The 16274-nt window shown below is 33.1% G+C and carries 16 protein-coding genes; 6 read left to right on the forward strand and 10 right to left on the reverse strand.

The genetic code is table 11. The annotated features are described in order from the left end of the window. Window positions 1-7: 7 nt before the first annotated feature. The 3 genes from AW14_RS10505 to AW14_RS10515 form a co-directional block, all read right to left on the reverse strand. Window positions 8-676, reverse strand: a complete 669-nt coding sequence (locus AW14_RS10505; protein ID WP_044638767.1) for a YggS family pyridoxal phosphate-dependent enzyme — start codon at window positions 674-676, stop codon at window positions 8-10. A 17-nt stretch (window positions 677-693) separates the two neighbouring features. After that, window positions 694-1587 (reverse strand): 3-hydroxybutyryl-CoA dehydrogenase, encoded by an 894-nt coding sequence (locus AW14_RS10510; RefSeq protein ID WP_044638768.1) that lies wholly within the window; start codon window positions 1585-1587, stop codon window positions 694-696. An 88-nt stretch (window positions 1588-1675) separates the two neighbouring features. Beyond that, window positions 1676-2641 carry a Gfo/Idh/MocA family protein gene (locus AW14_RS10515; RefSeq protein ID WP_044638769.1) on the reverse strand — a complete coding sequence of 322 codons (966 nt, stop codon included), beginning with the start codon at window positions 2639-2641 and terminating at the stop codon, window positions 1676-1678. Between the two features lie 138 nt (window positions 2642-2779). Here AW14_RS10515 and AW14_RS10520 point away from each other — a divergent pair, with 138 nt between their 5' ends. After that, window positions 2780-3424, forward strand: coding sequence for a protein-L-isoaspartate(D-aspartate) O-methyltransferase (locus AW14_RS10520; protein WP_044638770.1), 645 nt, complete (start codon window positions 2780-2782; stop codon window positions 3422-3424). Window positions 3425-3465: 41 nt separating this feature from the next. Here the strand turns inward: AW14_RS10520 and AW14_RS10525 are convergent, their stop codons facing one another. From AW14_RS10525 to smpB, 3 genes are all read right to left on the reverse strand, one after another. Continuing rightward, on the reverse strand, window positions 3466-5298 hold the full coding sequence (locus AW14_RS10525) for a Xaa-Pro dipeptidyl-peptidase (protein ID WP_245617582.1): 1833 nt from the start codon (window positions 5296-5298) through the stop codon (window positions 3466-3468). 10 nt (window positions 5299-5308) lie between these two features. After that, the gene (locus tag AW14_RS10530; protein ID WP_044639609.1) at window positions 5309-5845 is read right to left on the reverse strand and encodes a hypothetical protein; all 537 of its coding nucleotides are present in this window, start codon (window positions 5843-5845) and stop codon (window positions 5309-5311) included. Window positions 5846-5906: 61 nt separating this feature from the next. Further along, the gene (gene smpB / locus AW14_RS10535; protein ID WP_044638771.1) at window positions 5907-6365 is read right to left on the reverse strand and encodes an SsrA-binding protein SmpB; all 459 of its coding nucleotides are present in this window, start codon (window positions 6363-6365) and stop codon (window positions 5907-5909) included. Window positions 6366-6501: 136 nt separating this feature from the next. Here smpB and AW14_RS10540 point away from each other — a divergent pair, with 136 nt between their 5' ends. Continuing rightward, window positions 6502-8097 (forward strand): S41 family peptidase, encoded by a 1596-nt coding sequence (locus AW14_RS10540; RefSeq protein ID WP_044638772.1) that lies wholly within the window; start codon window positions 6502-6504, stop codon window positions 8095-8097. 155 nt (window positions 8098-8252) lie between these two features. Continuing rightward, window positions 8253-9653 (forward strand): dihydrolipoyl dehydrogenase, encoded by a 1401-nt coding sequence (gene lpdA / locus AW14_RS10545; protein WP_044638773.1) that lies wholly within the window; start codon window positions 8253-8255, stop codon window positions 9651-9653. A gap of 77 nt (window positions 9654-9730) precedes the next feature. On the opposite strand, the gene AW14_RS10550 is transcribed toward lpdA, so the two are convergent. Beyond that, window positions 9731-10513 carry a S1/P1 nuclease gene (locus tag AW14_RS10550; protein ID WP_179944492.1) on the reverse strand — a complete coding sequence of 261 codons (783 nt, stop codon included), beginning with the start codon at window positions 10511-10513 and terminating at the stop codon, window positions 9731-9733. A 252-nt stretch (window positions 10514-10765) separates the two neighbouring features. Here AW14_RS10550 and AW14_RS10555 point away from each other — a divergent pair, with 252 nt between their 5' ends. The 3 genes from AW14_RS10555 to AW14_RS10565 are packed head-to-tail and all read left to right on the forward strand — an operon-like array spanning window position 10766 to window position 12383. Next, complete coding sequence (locus AW14_RS10555; protein WP_044638774.1) at window positions 10766-11350, forward strand: RNA polymerase sigma factor; 585 nt, start codon at window positions 10766-10768, stop codon at window positions 11348-11350. Then, entirely contained in the window at window positions 11350-11535 is a 186-nt protein-coding gene (locus AW14_RS10560; protein ID WP_044638775.1) for a hypothetical protein, read from the forward strand. The genes AW14_RS10555 and AW14_RS10560 overlap by 1 nt, the downstream gene beginning before the upstream one ends. Window positions 11536-11555: 20 nt before the next feature. Beyond that, window positions 11556-12383, forward strand: a complete 828-nt coding sequence (locus AW14_RS10565) for a mechanosensitive ion channel family protein (protein WP_044638776.1) — start codon at window positions 11556-11558, stop codon at window positions 12381-12383. A 96-nt stretch (window positions 12384-12479) separates the two neighbouring features. Here AW14_RS10565 and AW14_RS10570 read toward each other — a convergent pair whose 3' ends face one another. The 3 genes from AW14_RS10570 to AW14_RS10580 all read right to left on the reverse strand — a co-directional run bounded on the left by AW14_RS10570 (window position 12480) and on the right by AW14_RS10580 (window position 16196). Next, window positions 12480-13790 carry a voltage-gated chloride channel family protein gene (locus AW14_RS10570; RefSeq protein WP_044638777.1) on the reverse strand — a complete coding sequence of 437 codons (1311 nt, stop codon included), beginning with the start codon at window positions 13788-13790 and terminating at the stop codon, window positions 12480-12482. A gap of 120 nt (window positions 13791-13910) precedes the next feature. Beyond that, window positions 13911-15263: a DEAD/DEAH box helicase gene (locus AW14_RS10575; protein ID WP_044638778.1), complete on the reverse strand. Its 1353-nt coding sequence runs from the start codon at window positions 15261-15263 to the stop codon at window positions 13911-13913. Between the two features lie 42 nt (window positions 15264-15305). Beyond that, window positions 15306-16196 carry an aldose 1-epimerase family protein gene (locus AW14_RS10580; protein ID WP_044638779.1) on the reverse strand — a complete coding sequence of 297 codons (891 nt, stop codon included), beginning with the start codon at window positions 16194-16196 and terminating at the stop codon, window positions 15306-15308. Between the last annotated feature and the right edge of the window lie 78 nt (window positions 16197-16274).

Below are 16274 nucleotides of genomic sequence, written 5' to 3' on the forward strand. Positions count from 1 at the left end.
CTGCTTACTATAAATAATTCCTTTCACCAAAGATACTACTTCCAACTCTAATCATAGTACTTCCGCAAGAAATTGCTAATTGATAATCACCACTCATGCCCATACTTATAATTTCGGGTTGAAAATTAAACGATTTTAGTGCTTTTAAAGTATTAAAAGTCTCTTTTAATAACGAGAATTCGTTTTCTATTTGAATTTGATTATCGGTAAAGGTAGCCATACCCATAACACCAACAATTTTTACGTTTTTTAATTCTGAAAAGGCTTCCGATTGTAATATTTCTGAAGCTTTTTCTGGCGATAAACCAAATTTAGAGTCTTCCTCGGCAATTTTAATTTGAAGCAAACAATTAATAATACGATTGTTTTTTTTGGCTTGTTTATTTATTTCCTCAAGCAAACTAAATTTGTCAACGCCATGAATTAAACTTACAAAAGGCGCCATGTATTTTACTTTGTTACTTTGCACATGGCCAATCATGTGCCATGCTATGTCTTTTGGTAAGGCTTCAAATTTCTCAACCATTTCCTGTATTTTATTTTCACCAAAAATGCGTTGTCCGGCATTGTATGCTTCTAGTAAATCGCTTACTGGTTTGGTTTTTGAAACCGCAACTAGCGTAACATGTTCTGGAATGGAAGATTTTATTTTATTTAAATTTTCTTGAATACTCATGAAATGTTTTATTCTAATTAAATTTTCGAAAATTGTTTGGCAACAATGTCTGCTTTTTTGTTGGTGGCATAATCGTAAAAACCTTCACCCGATTTTACACCTAATTTCCCAGCACGAACCATATTTACTAACAATGGGCAAGGGGCGTATTTCGGATTTTTAAATCCGTCGTACATAACGTTTAAAATAGATAAACAAACGTCTAATCCAATAAAATCAGCTAATTGTAATGGTCCCATTGGATGCGCCATACCTAACTTCATGACAGTGTCAATTTCTGTAACGCCTGCCACACCGTTAAAAAGAGTTTCAATCGACTCGTTTATCATGGGCATTAAAATGCGGTTTGCAACAAAACCAGGATAATCGTTTACTTCTACAGGAACTTTGTCTAATTTTTTAGAGAGTTCCATAATGGCGTTTGTTACCTCGTTACTTGTATTATAACCTCTTATAATTTCAACCAGTTTCATTAAAGGCACCGGATTCATAAAGTGCATCCCAATAACCTTATCGGGTCGGGTGGTAGTAGCCGCAATTTGAGTAATGGAAATGGATGACGTATTGGTAGCTAAAATGGTATGAGAATTACAAATTTCATCTAATTGCTTAAAGATTTTAAGTTTAATATCGACGTTTTCTGTGGCAGCTTCAATCACCAAATCGACTGCTTCAATACCTTGTTCTAGAGCGGTAAATGTTTTTATATTTTGAAGGGTTTCTAACTTTTTATGCTCGGTTATAACCTCTTTAAGAACCATTCTGTCTAAATTCTTAGCGATGGTTTCTAAACCTTTATGAAGCGCTGTTTCATTAATATCGATTAAATTAACAGAAAAACTATTTTGAGCAAAAGTATGCGCAATGCCATTTCCCATAGTACCAGCACCAATTACAGCAATATTTTTCATTAAATAAGTTTTTTTATCTTTTATTCAAATAGGGCATATTTATTATGTCACCACGAATACAGGAATGTTGTTTTTTAATAATTCGTGTTTATTTTTCAAAACAGTTTATTATTTGAGTTGCAACACGTAAGGCTTCGGTACCATCGTTTAAAGAAACAATAGGGGTTGTGTTAGTGTTTATGGCGTGAGCAAACGCTTCTAATTCATCTAAAATAGAATTGTTGTTTTCAATATGCGGATTATCGAAATAGATTTGTTTTTTTACACCCTCGGCATTTTGTAAAACCATATCGAAATCTCCAGGATTTTCAGGAGCATCCTTCATTTTAACAACTTCACATTTCTTTTCTAAAAAGTCTACCGATATGTAGGCATCTTTTTGAAAGAATCTCGCTTTACGCATTTTTTTAAGTGAAATTCGGCTGGCCGTTAGGTTAGCTACACAGCCATTTTCAAATTCTATACGCGCATTAGCAATATCTGGAGAGTTACTAATTACCGAAACACCACTGGCGCTAATATGTTTTACTTTCGATTTTACGACACTTAAAATAATATCGATGTCGTGAATCATTAAATCTAAAACCACAGGAACATCGGTACCACGCGGATTGAATTCAGCCAATCGATGGGCTTCAATAAACATTGGCGATTTAATTTCCTTGGTAATAGCTAAAAAAGCCGGGTTAAAACGTTCTACGTGTCCAACTTGCCCCCGCAAATTATTTTCGGCTAAAAGTTCACGAATATGCTCGGCTTCTTCAACAGTATTGGTTATTGGTTTTTCAATAAAAATATGTTTCCCTTTTGAAATTGCTTTTATAGCACAATCGTAATGCGAAAGGGTAGGCGTTACAATATCAACCATATCTACCGCATCGATAAGGGCATCAATAGAATTGAAGAATTTATATCCAAATTCGGCTTCTACTTTTTTACCGTTTTCTTCATCGGCATCATAGAATCCTACTAAATTATATTTATCTGATTGTTTAAGAAGTCTTAAATGAATTTTTCCAAGGTGGCCAGCACCAAGTACACCAGCGTTTAGCATAATTGTTTTACGTTTTTAACAAAAATAAGATATTTAAGACTATTTTTTTAGATTTTAGTAATGAAAAATAAAAAAGGAAGAAATGCTTTTAGCTTTAAAATCTTTGAGTAATTTTAACTTTTTAAAACTTCATTAAAATTGAAAGATACTTTACGACATGTGGGTTTGCGTAACCAATTGGTTAATGTTTTAAAAGACAAAGGAATAACAGATAAGGCGGTTTTAGATGCAATAGGAAAAATACCAAGACATGCTTTTATGGATTCTAGTTTTTTAGATCATGCATACCAAGATAAAGCCTTTCCAATTGCCGCGGGGCAAACCATATCTCAACCTTATACCGTAGCCTTTCAAACCGAGTTATTACAAGTAAAAAAAGACGATAAAATTTTAGAAATTGGTACTGGAAGTGGCTACCAGACAGCTGTTTTATGCGAGTTGGGAGCTAAGGTATATACTATTGAACGGCAACGAAAGTTATTTAAGTTAACGAGTCATTTTTTACGAGACAAAATGGGATATCGACCTAAAAAAATAATTTTTGGAGATGGCTATAAAGGTCTGCCAGAAGAAGCGCCATTTGATAGTATTATTGTAACAGCTGGAGCACCTTTTGTTCCAAAACCTTTATTGAGTCAGTTAAAAATAGGAGGTCGATTGGTAATTCCTGTTGGAGAAGATGTGCAAATAATGACACTCTTTGTTAGAAGCGGGCCATTAGAATTTGAACAACATGAATATGGCGAATTTCGATTTGTACCTTTGTTAGAAGATAAAACTTAAAATAAAAAAGCACCCATTTGGGTGCTTTTTTATTATGATATTTAATTGTTTACGGCTTGTTTAAACTTTTCTAAACCACCAACTATTGGGAGCGTAAGTGTTGTGTTGTTTAAATCGATGGTTAATTCGGTTCCGGGTTTTGGATGTAGTGTGAATTCTTTATCACTAGAAAAAATCATGAATCCAATTTGTTGACCAGCTTTTATAATTTGATCATCTGGTTGTAAGTTAAAGCTAAGTTCATAAAACTTACCAGGAACTAACGGTTCACTTTCTGTGAGTGATTTGTAGTTTTGAGGATCTGCCCAGCCACGAGTAATTATATTATCGGTTATTTTTTTATTACCACCATCTTCCCATGGCAATGAAACTAACCAAACCGATAGGTTAGCAGCAGGTTTACTACTCGCTAATTTTATTTTGATTTTTGCAACTCCTGAGATGTGAACATCTTCATTTAAAACCGGTGTTACAAATAATAAACGATGTTTTGAATTTTCTGGTTTGGTTAATTCGGCACCAGAAATATTATAATCGTCTATTAAGGTTTGGGTAGGTTGTTTAGAAACCTTAGCTGTAGTTAATTGATTTGATTTTAAATACAATGTTACAGGTTTGGCATCTGGATTAGGGTAATCTTTGTATGGTGTAGGATTAGTTCTCATATCATTTTCTCGAACAATCCAGGCTTTATTGGTTTCTTTTTCAATACCATTATCTATACCAAATAAATAGTGTGTAAACCACTTATTCATCATACTTAATGGAGGAGGTCCACCATGTCCGTTTTGATGATAAAAGATGCCAGTTTCTAAGCCCATTTCTTTAGCCTTTTTATAAATGCGGTAGCTGTGTTCTGGCATTACATTCCAATCATTAAACCCGTGAGACATTAATAAGGCGGCTTTCATGGGTGCCATTTGATTTAAATAATCGCGACCTGCCCAAAAATCGTTGTAATCGCCCGTAATTCTGTCCATGCCATTTCTCATTTCTAAATCACGAATTTTGGCATTGTTATGAGCACGTTTAGATTCGTCTCCGCTATGTATATAATCATATAAAACATCAATATCTTCACCTAAATAACCTCCAGGAGAACGCACTAAACCATTGGAACGGTAGTAATGGTAATATGAGGTGTTTGGTGCCACCGGAATAATTACTTCTAAGCCTTCAACACCAGTGGTTGCTGCAGCTAAAGGAATCGTTCCGTTGTACGAGGTGCCAGTCATACCTACTTTTCCTGTACTCCAATAGGCTTTAACCTCTTCATTACCATAAGGCGACGTATAACCTTTAGCGCGACCATTTAACCAATCGATAACTGCTTTTGGCGCTAAAGATTCGTTTTTTCCTCCAACAGTAGGGGCTCCTTGAGAAAGGCCTGTGCCTGGAGAACAAGAATGAACAACAATATAACCACGTGGCACCCAGGTTTTAACTTGAGAATTTGAAATTATTGGGCGTTTACCTGTTCTAACCACATCGGCATGAACACGTTCTTTGGTTGTTTCACCAAGTTCGTGGTTAACATTCCAAAATCCGCCTTCAACATCGGGAGCAACTCCTTGATAATAAGGGCTAGATTCATAAATAACGGGAAGTTTTAAACCTTCAGTTTCTGTTTGGTAGGGTCGAGTTACATCAACATACATACGATCTAAAATACCATCATCATCACTATCGAACGTTGTTTCAACCCAAAGATCTGTTCGTATCCATTTATCAGGTGTATTAAAAGCTGCTACAATTTGAGCTTCACCATCTTTAAAAACAGGTGTTGCTTTTTCTTGTCCAACTAATAAATTGAAGGATACTAAAAAAAATAGGCTAAATAGTTTTGTGTATAAATTTGATTTGGATGCGATCACAAATAATTTTTTAATTTAAATACGTTTCGGGAATGGTATGTTTTTTACTTTCTTGTTGCCAATAAATATTAACAATCCACCAGCGTTTACCATCATAAAATAACTGAATACTGTTAATACCTCTCATAAATGGTTTTTCATCATCTTCGCTAAAAAACGATTCGTAAGTACTAAAAACATGAGCCATATTACCAAATTTATCGGTTACGCGATTAATTTCTTTTTCAAAAAAGCCATTTTCAACCAACCATTTTCCTGAATTTTTAATGTAATCGGCAGGTTTCATGTATTGCACTTGTAGTTCGCCTTCCTTGTTTTTTCCAGCAGCAATAAGTTTGGCATCTTTTCTAAATAAAAATTTAAATAATTCCCAATCTCTCTCTACATCTTTTTCACCAGAAATTACAGAGTATAAGGATTTTATAGTGCTGTCTAAGGTTAAAACATTTGCAGAATAATCTTTTGGTTCTTCCTCAGTATCATTTTCCTGAGCATGTATTTGAAAAGTAAAAAGCGTAAGCAGAATTAATAAAACAGATCTTTTCATAGAGGTATGTTTAATGGTTTTACGTTGAATTTGATGTTGTAGAAACGACAAAACGTCAACTTTATTTGTAAATTTTTTTAACGCGGTCTAAATCACGTTTGTTATCACGATCTTTAATTGTTTCACGCTTATCGTAAAGTTTTTTACCCTTTGCCAAAGCAATTTCCATTTTTGCAAAACCACGTTCGTTAATAAATAAGCGTAACGGAATAATTGTAAGACCCGTGTTTTGAACTTCTTTATTAAGTTTTTTTAGTTCTTTTTTGTTTAAAAGTAGCTTACGCTCGGCTTTGGGTCTGTGATTGTAATAGTTTCCAAAAGCATACTCTTCAATGTTCATATTTATAACAAAAAGTTCGCCTCGGTGGTTAAACTCACAAAAACTTTCAACAATAGAAGCCTTTCCACTTCGTATCGATTTTATTTCGGTTCCTGTAAGCAATAAGCCTGCAACATACTTATCAAGTATTTCGTAAAGAAAGCGGGCTTTTTTATTTTGAATGTTTATGTTTTTTTGCATGGTGAACAAAATTACATAATTTTATTTTTAATAAATGAACTGATTTTAGCCAAAAAGCGTTAAAAAATGTCTAATAAACTAAACTTAATAAGTTTTAAAACTTAGTTTAGTATGGTATTTAACAATTTGTATTAGAATGAAGCGATTTTTACCGGTATGCATTATTGTTTTTGTCTTGTTTTCATGCAGTTCTGTAGAAAAATATAATGAAAAAATTACAACACCACATACTGTCGAAGCCCTGCGCTCAGATATAGATCATTTATACAGTCAGCTAAAGAAAAACCATCCGAAGTTATATCAATACATTAGTAAATCGGACTTAGAATTTAAATTTGACAGTCTAAAAAAATCAATAAATACACCTCTAACATCCAGAGCATTTTATAAAAAATTGGCTCCTGTTGTGGCTCAGGTACGTCAGGGTCATATTGCTTTAGGTTCTGTTAGCAAACAATACAAACGAAAAGAACTAAAAGCTTTAAACAAGAAAAAGTTTGAGTTTTACGATTTAGAATTTGATTATTTGAATGATAAGCTTTGGGTAACTAATACCAGAGGCTACGATTCTACTTTAATTGGAAGTGAATTATTAAAAATTGAAGAAGATTCGACTTCAAATTTAGTTAAAACATTTAAAACCCGCTTTGCTTCCGATGGTTACAATAAAACCTTATATAATAGCTATGTAGGTAAAGTGTTTGCCAGACTTTATTTTAAAGAATTTGGTTATAAAGATAGTTTGAAAGTGGTTTTTAAACATGCCGATTCTATTTTTAGCAGAACACTAAAACGTGTCGAAAAAGAAAAGAAAAAAGACACGCTAAAAACAGATAGTTTGAAGGTAATAAAACCGAAAAAACGAACTCCCGAAGAAAGAAAAGACAACCGAATCGCTAATAAAAAGAAACGCAAGTACAACCGAAACCACGGTTTTATTAGTAAATATGATGGTTATACCAGAACGTTTAAGTTTTTAGATACAAGCAGCACAGCGGTGGGTTACATGAAAATTAAAAGTTTCTCTAATGGTAATTTTAAAAAATTTTATGAGGAAAGTTTTAAAAAATTAGACTCTGCTAAAACCAAAAATTTAATAATAGACTTGCGGGATAATGGTGGCGGACGAATAGCCGAAATCTCATATTTATACGGTTTTTTAACCAATAAAAAATTTAAACTAATTGAAGAAAGCGAGGTCACTAACAGGCTGCCCTATTTTAATTATCTATTAGCCAATGATATGCCTGTTTCGTTAAAAGTAATCTCTACACTTTTTTCACCGTTTATTGTAACTCATAATTTAATAAAAACGCATAAAAAAAATGGTAAATACTATTATAAACTGCGGTTTGCCAAAGAACAAAACCCTCATGACTTAAATTACGACGAACATATATATGTTTTAATTAACGGGAATTCATTTTCAGCATCGTCCTTGCTTTCCACGCACTTAAAAGCTACCAATCGCGCTGTTTTTGTTGGTGAAGAAACAGGCGGCGCTTATAATGGTTGCGTAGCCGGCATTTATAAAGTCTATAAAATGCCCGAATCGCAATTAAAAATAAGAATGGGTTTAATGCAAATTGAAACACCTTATAAGCAAGAGCCAGATGGTTATGGTATCCTGCCAGATTACGAAGTTTTGCCAGTTATTAATTTTGAAGACCCTACGAACGATAATCAGTTAAATTGGGTATTGCAAGATATAAAAAAACGAAAAGACAATTAAAATACTTAGTTTTTTTAATAAAAAGTAAGTATTTCGTCTTAGAACAAACAATAACATAAAATAGTCATAAAGCCTTGTTTTTTATTGGCTTGCTATGAAAACATTTGTACTTTTGTTATACTGATTTTTAAATAAACGAATATCAAAATAATTTTATGAATTCATACGATGTAGCCGTAATAGGCTCAGGTCCTGGAGGATATGTTGCAGCCATTCGTTGCGCACAATTAGGCATGAAAACTGCTATAATAGAGAAATATAGTACCCTTGGCGGTACTTGTTTAAATGTTGGTTGTATACCAAGTAAAGCACTTTTAGATTCATCACACCATTACGAAGATGCTGTTAAACATTTCGAAGAACATGGCATTGAAATTCCAGGAGATGTTAAAGTAAATCTTGAAAAAATGATTGCCAGAAAACAAGCCGTTGTAGATCAAACAACCGGTGGTATCGATTTTTTAATGAAGAAAAATAACATCGATGTTTATCAAGGTTTAGGAAGCTTTAAAGATGCTACTCATATTACCATTTCTGGCGAAGAAATTATTGAAATAGAAGCAAAAAACACCATTATAGCAACTGGAAGTAAACCTTCAAGTTTGCCGTTTATAAATATTGATAAAGAGCGTGTTATAACTTCAACTGAAGCTTTAAAACTAAAAGAAATCCCAAAACACTTAATTGTTATTGGTGGTGGTGTTATTGGTTTAGAGTTAGGTCAGGTTTACAAACGTTTAGGCGCAGAAGTTTCGGTTATTGAATATATGGACCGCATTATCCCAACTATGGATTCTGGACTTTCTAAAGAGCTTAATAAAGTTTTGAAAAAGCAAAAATTCGGCATTAATATTTCTCACAAAGTAAAATCTGTTGAACGTGTTGGAGATGAAGTTATCGTTAAAGCAGATAATAAAAAAGGTGAAGAAGTCGAGTTTAAAGGCGATTATTGTTTAGTATCTGTTGGTCGTCGTCCGTACACAGATGGTCTAAACGCAGAAGCTGCTGGTGTTAAATTAACCGATAGAGGTCAAGTTGAAGTTAACGATCACTTACAAACAAGTGCATCAAATATTTATGCTATTGGCGATGTTGTAAAAGGGGCTATGTTAGCTCATAAAGCAGAAGAAGAAGGGGTATTTGTTGCCGAAACTATTGCAGGACAAAAACCGCATATAGATTATAACTTAATTCCTGGTGTGGTTTACACATGGCCAGAAGTTGCTTCAGTTGGAAAAACAGAAGAACAACTTAAAGAAGCTGGTGTAGAATACAAAGCAGGATCTTTTCCAATGCGTGCCTTAGGAAGAAGTCGTGCAAGCATGGATTTAGATGGTTTTGTTAAAATTTTAGCCGATAAGAAAACAGATGAAATATTAGGAGCTCACATGATTGGTGCCCGTGCTGCCGATATGATTGCTGAAGCTGTAGTAGCTATGGAATTTAGAGCATCGGCTGAAGATGTATCCCGTATGTCTCATGCACACCCTACTTTTACTGAAGCTATCAAGGAAGCAGCCTTAGCAGCAACCGAAGACAGAGCACTTCATATTTAATACATTTTTAAATTTTAAACATAAAAAAAGTGCTTGATTTTCAAGCACTTTTTTTGTTTTTAAGTATGTTTTTGTTTTTAAAAAATATCGTTTAAAACTTTTGCTAAACGAATACCAGCCAGTTGTAATTGACTTCTAACGGTTGTAAAATAATCGTATGAATAGCGGTATCTCAAATTTTCTTCTGGTTCGGCCGATTTGTATATTTTCTTGGTTAGTTGATGCGTTTCATTTACCCAATCTACTATAGTTCCCTGTTGCAGTGCTTTAATTTCTTTTCTATCTAGTAAGTCGATATTTTTAGCTAGTTCTGTATAGCTCATATCGAAACCATCAATCATATCGCTATCCCAAACACGGTGCAAATTAGAGTCTTTATAAAACCATTGCACTTTAAAATCATTCCCACCTTTATCTTCCTCCAAACCCACATGCATTGGTTGGTGTAAATCTCCCATAAGATGCACAAGAAGTTTTAAATAAAACGCTTTATCATCGTCCGATGAATTTTTGTCTTGAATAACCGCTTTACAATATTCTATTCCAGTAACTAAATCGCCTGCTTCATTTTTATGAGCATGCTCGTAATCTTTGTCAAAAGGCATATTTACAAAATGCCAGGTGTAAAATTTGTTATATCTCTTGTCAGATTTTATGTCATCTCCAAAGGTAGAAACAAAGGCCAGCGATTTTCCATCTAGCAGTTTTTTAATGGCGCGTTTTGTTTTTCCTTTTAAATAATTAGTAGCAATTTCACCAACAACGCGATGCCCTGTTGCTCCCCAAATATCATCTTTTGCTTCCAAATTTAAAGGTATTGTAGCTAAAAGAATCAATAAAATTAGTTGTATAATTTTCATAATTTTCTTTTATGCTAAAATATGAATTTCATTAAGTATATGCGGGTATTTCTAAATTATACTCTAAAAAAAACTTAAAAAATAGCATTGTAAATTATTTAGATTAAATATTAATTGCTGTATGCTTAATTAAAAATTATTAACAAATGTTAATTTTAGTTAATTTTTATTACTTTTGATGTTAAATTTTATGTGACTATTGCTATTAAAAGGGGTCAAAAAACAAAAACTAAACTTTTCTCTCGAACATAATTGAAAGCATCAAAAAATAATAACATTTCTGACGAAGATTTGGTAAAAGAGATTGTAGAAACAAAAGACACTCTTTTATTTGAAGTACTTTATGACAGATTCGCCACACTTGTTTACAACAAATGTTTTGGTTTTGCAAAAGATGAAGATGAAGCAAAAGACTTAACACAAGATGTTTTTTTAAAACTTTTTGTTAAATTAGGTAGTTTTAAAGGAGACTCCAAATTTTCTACCTGGCTTTATGCTTTTACTTACAATCATTGTGTAAATTATGTTACAAGAAACAATTCTAAACGAATTGAAAAGAACGCTGTAAACTATTCTGATATCGAACCTTCGATTGATGAGGAAGATTTAGAAGATGAAAGTGGTTTTTTTCAAATGAAGGTTGAAAACCTCAAAGAGGCCTTGGAAATCATTTCACCCGATGAAAAAATGATTCTTGTTCTTAAGTATCAAGAAAAGCTATCAATTAAAGAGATTGAAAGTATCTTAGATATTAGCGAGAGCGCTGTGAAAATGAGAATTAAGCGTGTGAAAGACAGGTTAATTAGTGTTTATAATAATAAGTATAGCAATAACTAATGGATAATCCATTCAAGTATATTAACCATCCACCAAAAGAAGTTCCAGAGGAACTCAAGGATAAAGTCATGCGCGATATTGCCATGGCGAAGTTAATTATGGAAATTGCGACCTTATTTTCTTATAATTTAAGCCATGTAATAGAAACTGTTATTAAAAAAAGAAAAAGTAAAAATAGCAAATAATATCCCTTAATTGATTAATAATGAAAAAGATATCTAATTGGAATGAAAGCGTTTTAAATTCACTTAACGCGATAATGGAAGAAGTTTCTAGTATTATTCCAAATATCTTGGGAGCACTAGCAATAATAATTATAGGTTGGTTAATAATTAAAATCGTTGTTAGTATTTTAAAAAAGGCTCTCAAAATTGCAAAAGCAGATAAATTAGATGATAAAATTAATGAAATTGAACTGTTTGGCGATAAGAAATTGAATTTCAATATTATAACTATTATTACAAAATTTGTTAAGTGGTTTTTGTATTTAATGATTATAATAGTTGTTACAGAAATTTTAAATTTAACAATAGTATCAGAAGAAATTAAAAACTTCTTAAGTTACATTCCACAGTTATTCTCAGCACTCACTATTTTTATTTTAGGGTTGTTGTTTGCTAACATGGCTAAAAAAGGAATAAAATCGTTGTTCGATTCCATGGATTTTTTTGGAGGTAAGTTAATTAGCCAGTTAGTTTTCGTTATTTTATTAGTATTCATTAGTGTTACTGCCTTAAATCAAGCGGGCATAGATACAGAAATAATAACTAACAATATCACCTTAATTTTAGCATCCCTGTTATTGGCTTTTTCTTTAGCTATGGGTTTAGGATCGCAAAAAATTGTGGCAGAATTATTAAAAACATTTTATGCCAGACGTACTTACGAAATAGGACAGACTATACAGTTTAATAATATAACCGGTGAAGTATTATCAATAAATTCTATTTCTATAACCTTAAAAACTACCGAAGGTAAAATAGTAGTACCCATTAAAGATATTGTAGAAAACCAAGTAAGAATACAAGATTAACTTAAAGTTAGGGTTAAAATTTGGTTGGTTAAGTTTTGTAAACTAAAAAGTTTTTTACACAACCCTTTTCATTTATTTGGAAAGGGTTTCTTTTTACTATTTGTGAAAATTATCACGACGCTTTTCAACATCAGACAATTGTATGCCTCTTTCTCTTAAATAATGGTGATTTTTAGGACTGCCAATAATTTGGGAACCATAAACACCAGAATGTCCAGAAAACAAATAAGCCGTACTGCAGGCAATTGCAATAAAAACACCTGCTTCAATACCAAATAGTTCAATTCCCATAATGGTACATGCTATTGGTGTATTGGTGGCGCCGGCAAATACGGCTACAAAACCCATGCCCGCCATTAAGCCCATTGGTAAAGGTATAAACCAAATAAGCGCATTACCTAAGGTTGCTCCAATATAAAACAACGGTGTTACTTCGCCACCTTTAAATCCAGCACCTAAAGTAAATGAGGTAAATAAAACTTTTAATAAAAAATCGTAAGAATTTAAGTTGATGTCAAACGCATCAATTATAGTTGGGATTCCCAAACCAATATATTTAGTGGTACCCATGAAGTAAATGGTAATGGCCAAAATAACCCCACCAATAACAGGTCTCAAAGGCGGGTATGTAATATGTTTTTTAAATAAATTGCTCCAAAAATGAGTCGATTTAGAGAATAACATAGCGACCAACCCAAAAATAATACCAGCTAATAAGGCCCATATCAGGTTTTGCGGATTCATGGGTGCCACTTCAGAAATATGATAATGCGTGTGTGTTACATTCCAAAATTCACAGAAATAGTTTGCAAACACAGCTGCCATAAAGCTCGGTATTATAGCATCTAGTCGCAATCGTCCAAGAACTAAAACTTCTAAAGCAAAAATACCCCCAGCTAAAGGTGTTCCAAAAACTGAAGCAAAACCAGCACTTATACCGGCAATTAATATAATTTTTCTATCGCGTTTAGAGAGATTTAATATTTTGGTAAATTGGTCTGCAATAGCACCACCAATTTGCACAGCAGTTCCTTCACGACCAGCAGATCCACCAAATAAATGCGTGATAATAGTTCCGAAAAGCACCAACGGAGCCATTTTAAAAGGAATTACCTTTTTAGGACTATGAAATTCTTCCAGAAGTAAATTATTGCCTTTAACCACATCATTACCAAACAAATGGTAAGATAATCCAATTATAAAACCACCGATAGGTAAGAGCCAAATAATCCACAAATGCGCTTCACGGTAGTTTGTGGCCCAGTCTAATCCTTTTAAAAAAAATGCCGAAACACTACCAGCCAAAACTCCTAAAATCAAACAAATTAAAACCCATTTTGCTAGATAAATAAGGGTAGGGATTTGTTCGAAAGAAAATAGAAGTTTTTTAAGTTTATTTGTATTCATAGATAGTAATGAAATGCAAATATAAATTAAATTTTTACAGGTAAATCTCTAAATGTGTTTAGCAAATGTTTTTAGCTAATGTTGGTACTATACAAGTTTATTTAAGAGTTTTGGCAAAAGCTATTTGTTTTTGTTGCGTTTATTATAGTTTTTATCGCCGCGTGTTTTTGGTTTTTTATATTTTTTCGCAATTTCTCTGCGATATGAACCCCCTAAATTTTCTTTTTTATTCTTTTCAGATTTTTCATGAAACGCTGGGCCTGGCGCATCTTCATCCTTACGTTTTAAAGGGTTGTTACGCTCTTTTATTTGCGGACGTTCTTCTTCTAAAAGTTCGGTAGAAATTTCAACCCATTCTGGAATGTCCAGAACAGGAATCGTCATTTGCATCAAACGTTCTATGTTTTCAATGGCTTCCTGTTCTTTTTCAGTAGATAAAACAATAGCTTCACCTTTGCGTTCGGCACGACCGGTTCTACCAATACGGTGCATATAATTTTCTGGATAATCTGGTGTGTCAAAATTAATAACATGACTTACATTATCTATGTCCAAACCGCGAGCCATAACATCGGTAGATACTAAAATACGATTATCACCATTTCTAAACTGCTCAATGCTTCGTAAACGGTAATTTTGTGTTTTGTTAGAGTGAATAACACACAATTCTTCTTTAAAATGCTCGTCTAGTTTTTCGAATAACCTATCGGCCATTTTTTTATTAGCCACAAACACTAAAACCTTATTAAATGTTTCGGTATCTTGAAGTAAATCGACTAACAGGTTCACTTTAGTATAAAAGTTAGGAACTTTATAACGCGTTTGTGAAATATTTTCTAAAGGTGTTCCCGAAACCGCTATCGAAACACGCTCGGGAGTTTTGAAAAAATCGTTTAATAATTCATCTACATCCTGCGTCATAGTTGCAGAAAACATGATATTCTGACGTTTTTCAGGTAAAATATCGAAAATATTAATAAGCTGATGTCTAAAGCCCAAATCGAGCATCACATCTACCTCATCAATTACTAATTTTTGTATCGTTTTTAATTGCAATACACGACTTAAGGCTAAGTCGTATAAACGACCCGGGGTCGCCACAAGAATATCAACACCTTCGGCAACTGCCTGTTTTTGGGTATTGATGTTGGTGCCTCCATAAACTCCTAAAACACGTGTGTTAATATATTTAGATAGTTTTTCAATTTCATCTACCACCTGTACAACCAGCTCGCGCGTTGGTACTAAAACTAATATGCGTGGCGTTTCTTGAGTTGAAAATTTTAAATTTTTTAAAATAGGCAACATATAGGCAAACGTTTTACCGGTACCTGTTTGAGCTATTCCCACAATATCTTTCCCAGAACTTACTACATTAAAAGCTTCGGCCTGAATGGGCGTAGGTGTTGTAAAGCCTAAATCGTTTAAGGCGTTATATAATGGGGTGTTTAAATTTAAATCTTCGAAAGTCACGTTGTACTAATTTAGCTGGCAAAGTTAAGCTTATTATTCTATTTAGACTAAATGACTCTGGTGTATTTCAATAGAATAGCTTGCCACAAAGCTTTTATTAGGCTCTAAACTTAAAATGCCTTCCTTGGTTTTAAAATCTTGATTGGTAAATTCGCTGTCTGCAATACCTAACCAAGGCTCGATACAAACATAATCGCCTTCTGGTTTTGCCCAAATACCTACATAATTAAAATCTGGGTACGAAACAGATAAAATACCACCATGCGACTTGCTTTTTAGAGTGATGCGTCTCGATTTTAAATCTTTAAAAATAAGCGCATCCTCATTAAATAAATGATGCGCTAATGGTAAACAATCAGAATTATCTAAAACAGGTTTCGTTTTATCTGAAATTAAGCCGTTTTCCATGTTTATTAGATGTGTTTTCGATGTTTCCGGTTGCTCGAATTCTAGATAATAATCCTCATAAACTTCATTTTCAAACACGGGACATTTAAAAGCCGGATGCCCACCTAAAGAGAAAAACACGGTTTTAGTGTCTTTATTTAAAACCGTATGCTTAATTTCTAAATTCGCATTGTTTAGTTTATATGTTATATAGAATTCAAATTTAAACGGATATACTTTTAAAGTAGCATCGCTGTAAACAAGTTTTAAAGTGATGCTGTTTTTTGTTTCTTCATGCCATTCAACAGCAGGATTATTTCGAATCATACCATGTTTTGGTAAGCTATAAGGTTTGCCTTCAAACATATAGGTATTATCTTTTAAAGCACCAATAATTGGAAATAGGTTAGGAGCATAACTTCCCCAAACCGCAGGATTGGCATCCCACATAAATTCGGTGTTGTTTTTAACCGAAGTTATTTTGCACAATTCGGCACCTGGTTTTTTTATGCCTATTTTTAATAAATCGTTTTCTAATATAAACATGACTTAAATTATTTAAACTAAAATACAAAACTTGTCATTTTTTAAGTATTCTCCCTAACTTTACACCATAAATTTTTC

This window comes from Siansivirga zeaxanthinifaciens CC-SAMT-1 (genome assembly GCF_000941055.1).
Taxonomy (GTDB): domain Bacteria; phylum Bacteroidota; class Bacteroidia; order Flavobacteriales; family Flavobacteriaceae; genus Siansivirga; species Siansivirga zeaxanthinifaciens.

Excerpts from the sequence above, each read along its gene's own strand:
- AW14_RS10505 (WP_044638767.1), bottom strand. The coding sequence starts at position 676 with ATGAGTATTCAAGAAAATTTAAATAAAATAAAATCTTCCATTCCAGAA.
- AW14_RS10510 (WP_044638768.1), bottom strand. The coding sequence starts at position 1,587 with ATGAAAAATATTGCTGTAATTGGTGCTGGTACTATGGGAAATGGCATT.
- AW14_RS10515 (WP_044638769.1), bottom strand. The coding sequence starts at position 2,641 with ATGCTAAACGCTGGTGTACTTGGTGCTGGCCACCTTGGAAAAATTCAT.
- AW14_RS10530 (WP_044639609.1), bottom strand. The coding sequence starts at position 5,845 with ATGAAAAGATCTGTTTTATTAATTCTGCTTACGCTTTTTACTTTTCAA.
- smpB (WP_044638771.1), bottom strand. The coding sequence starts at position 6,365 with ATGCAAAAAAACATAAACATTCAAAATAAAAAAGCCCGCTTTCTTTAC.
- AW14_RS10540 (WP_044638772.1), top strand. The coding sequence starts at position 6,502 with ATGAAGCGATTTTTACCGGTATGCATTATTGTTTTTGTCTTGTTTTCA.
- lpdA (WP_044638773.1), top strand. The coding sequence starts at position 8,253 with ATGAATTCATACGATGTAGCCGTAATAGGCTCAGGTCCTGGAGGATAT.
- AW14_RS10550 (WP_179944492.1), bottom strand. The coding sequence starts at position 10,513 with ATGAAAATTATACAACTAATTTTATTGATTCTTTTAGCTACAATACCT.
- AW14_RS10560 (WP_044638775.1), top strand. The coding sequence starts at position 11,350 with ATGGATAATCCATTCAAGTATATTAACCATCCACCAAAAGAAGTTCCA.
- AW14_RS10565 (WP_044638776.1), top strand. The coding sequence starts at position 11,556 with ATGAAAAAGATATCTAATTGGAATGAAAGCGTTTTAAATTCACTTAAC.
- AW14_RS10570 (WP_044638777.1), bottom strand. The coding sequence starts at position 13,790 with ATGAATACAAATAAACTTAAAAAACTTCTATTTTCTTTCGAACAAATC.
- AW14_RS10580 (WP_044638779.1), bottom strand. The coding sequence starts at position 16,196 with ATGTTTATATTAGAAAACGATTTATTAAAAATAGGCATAAAAAAACCA.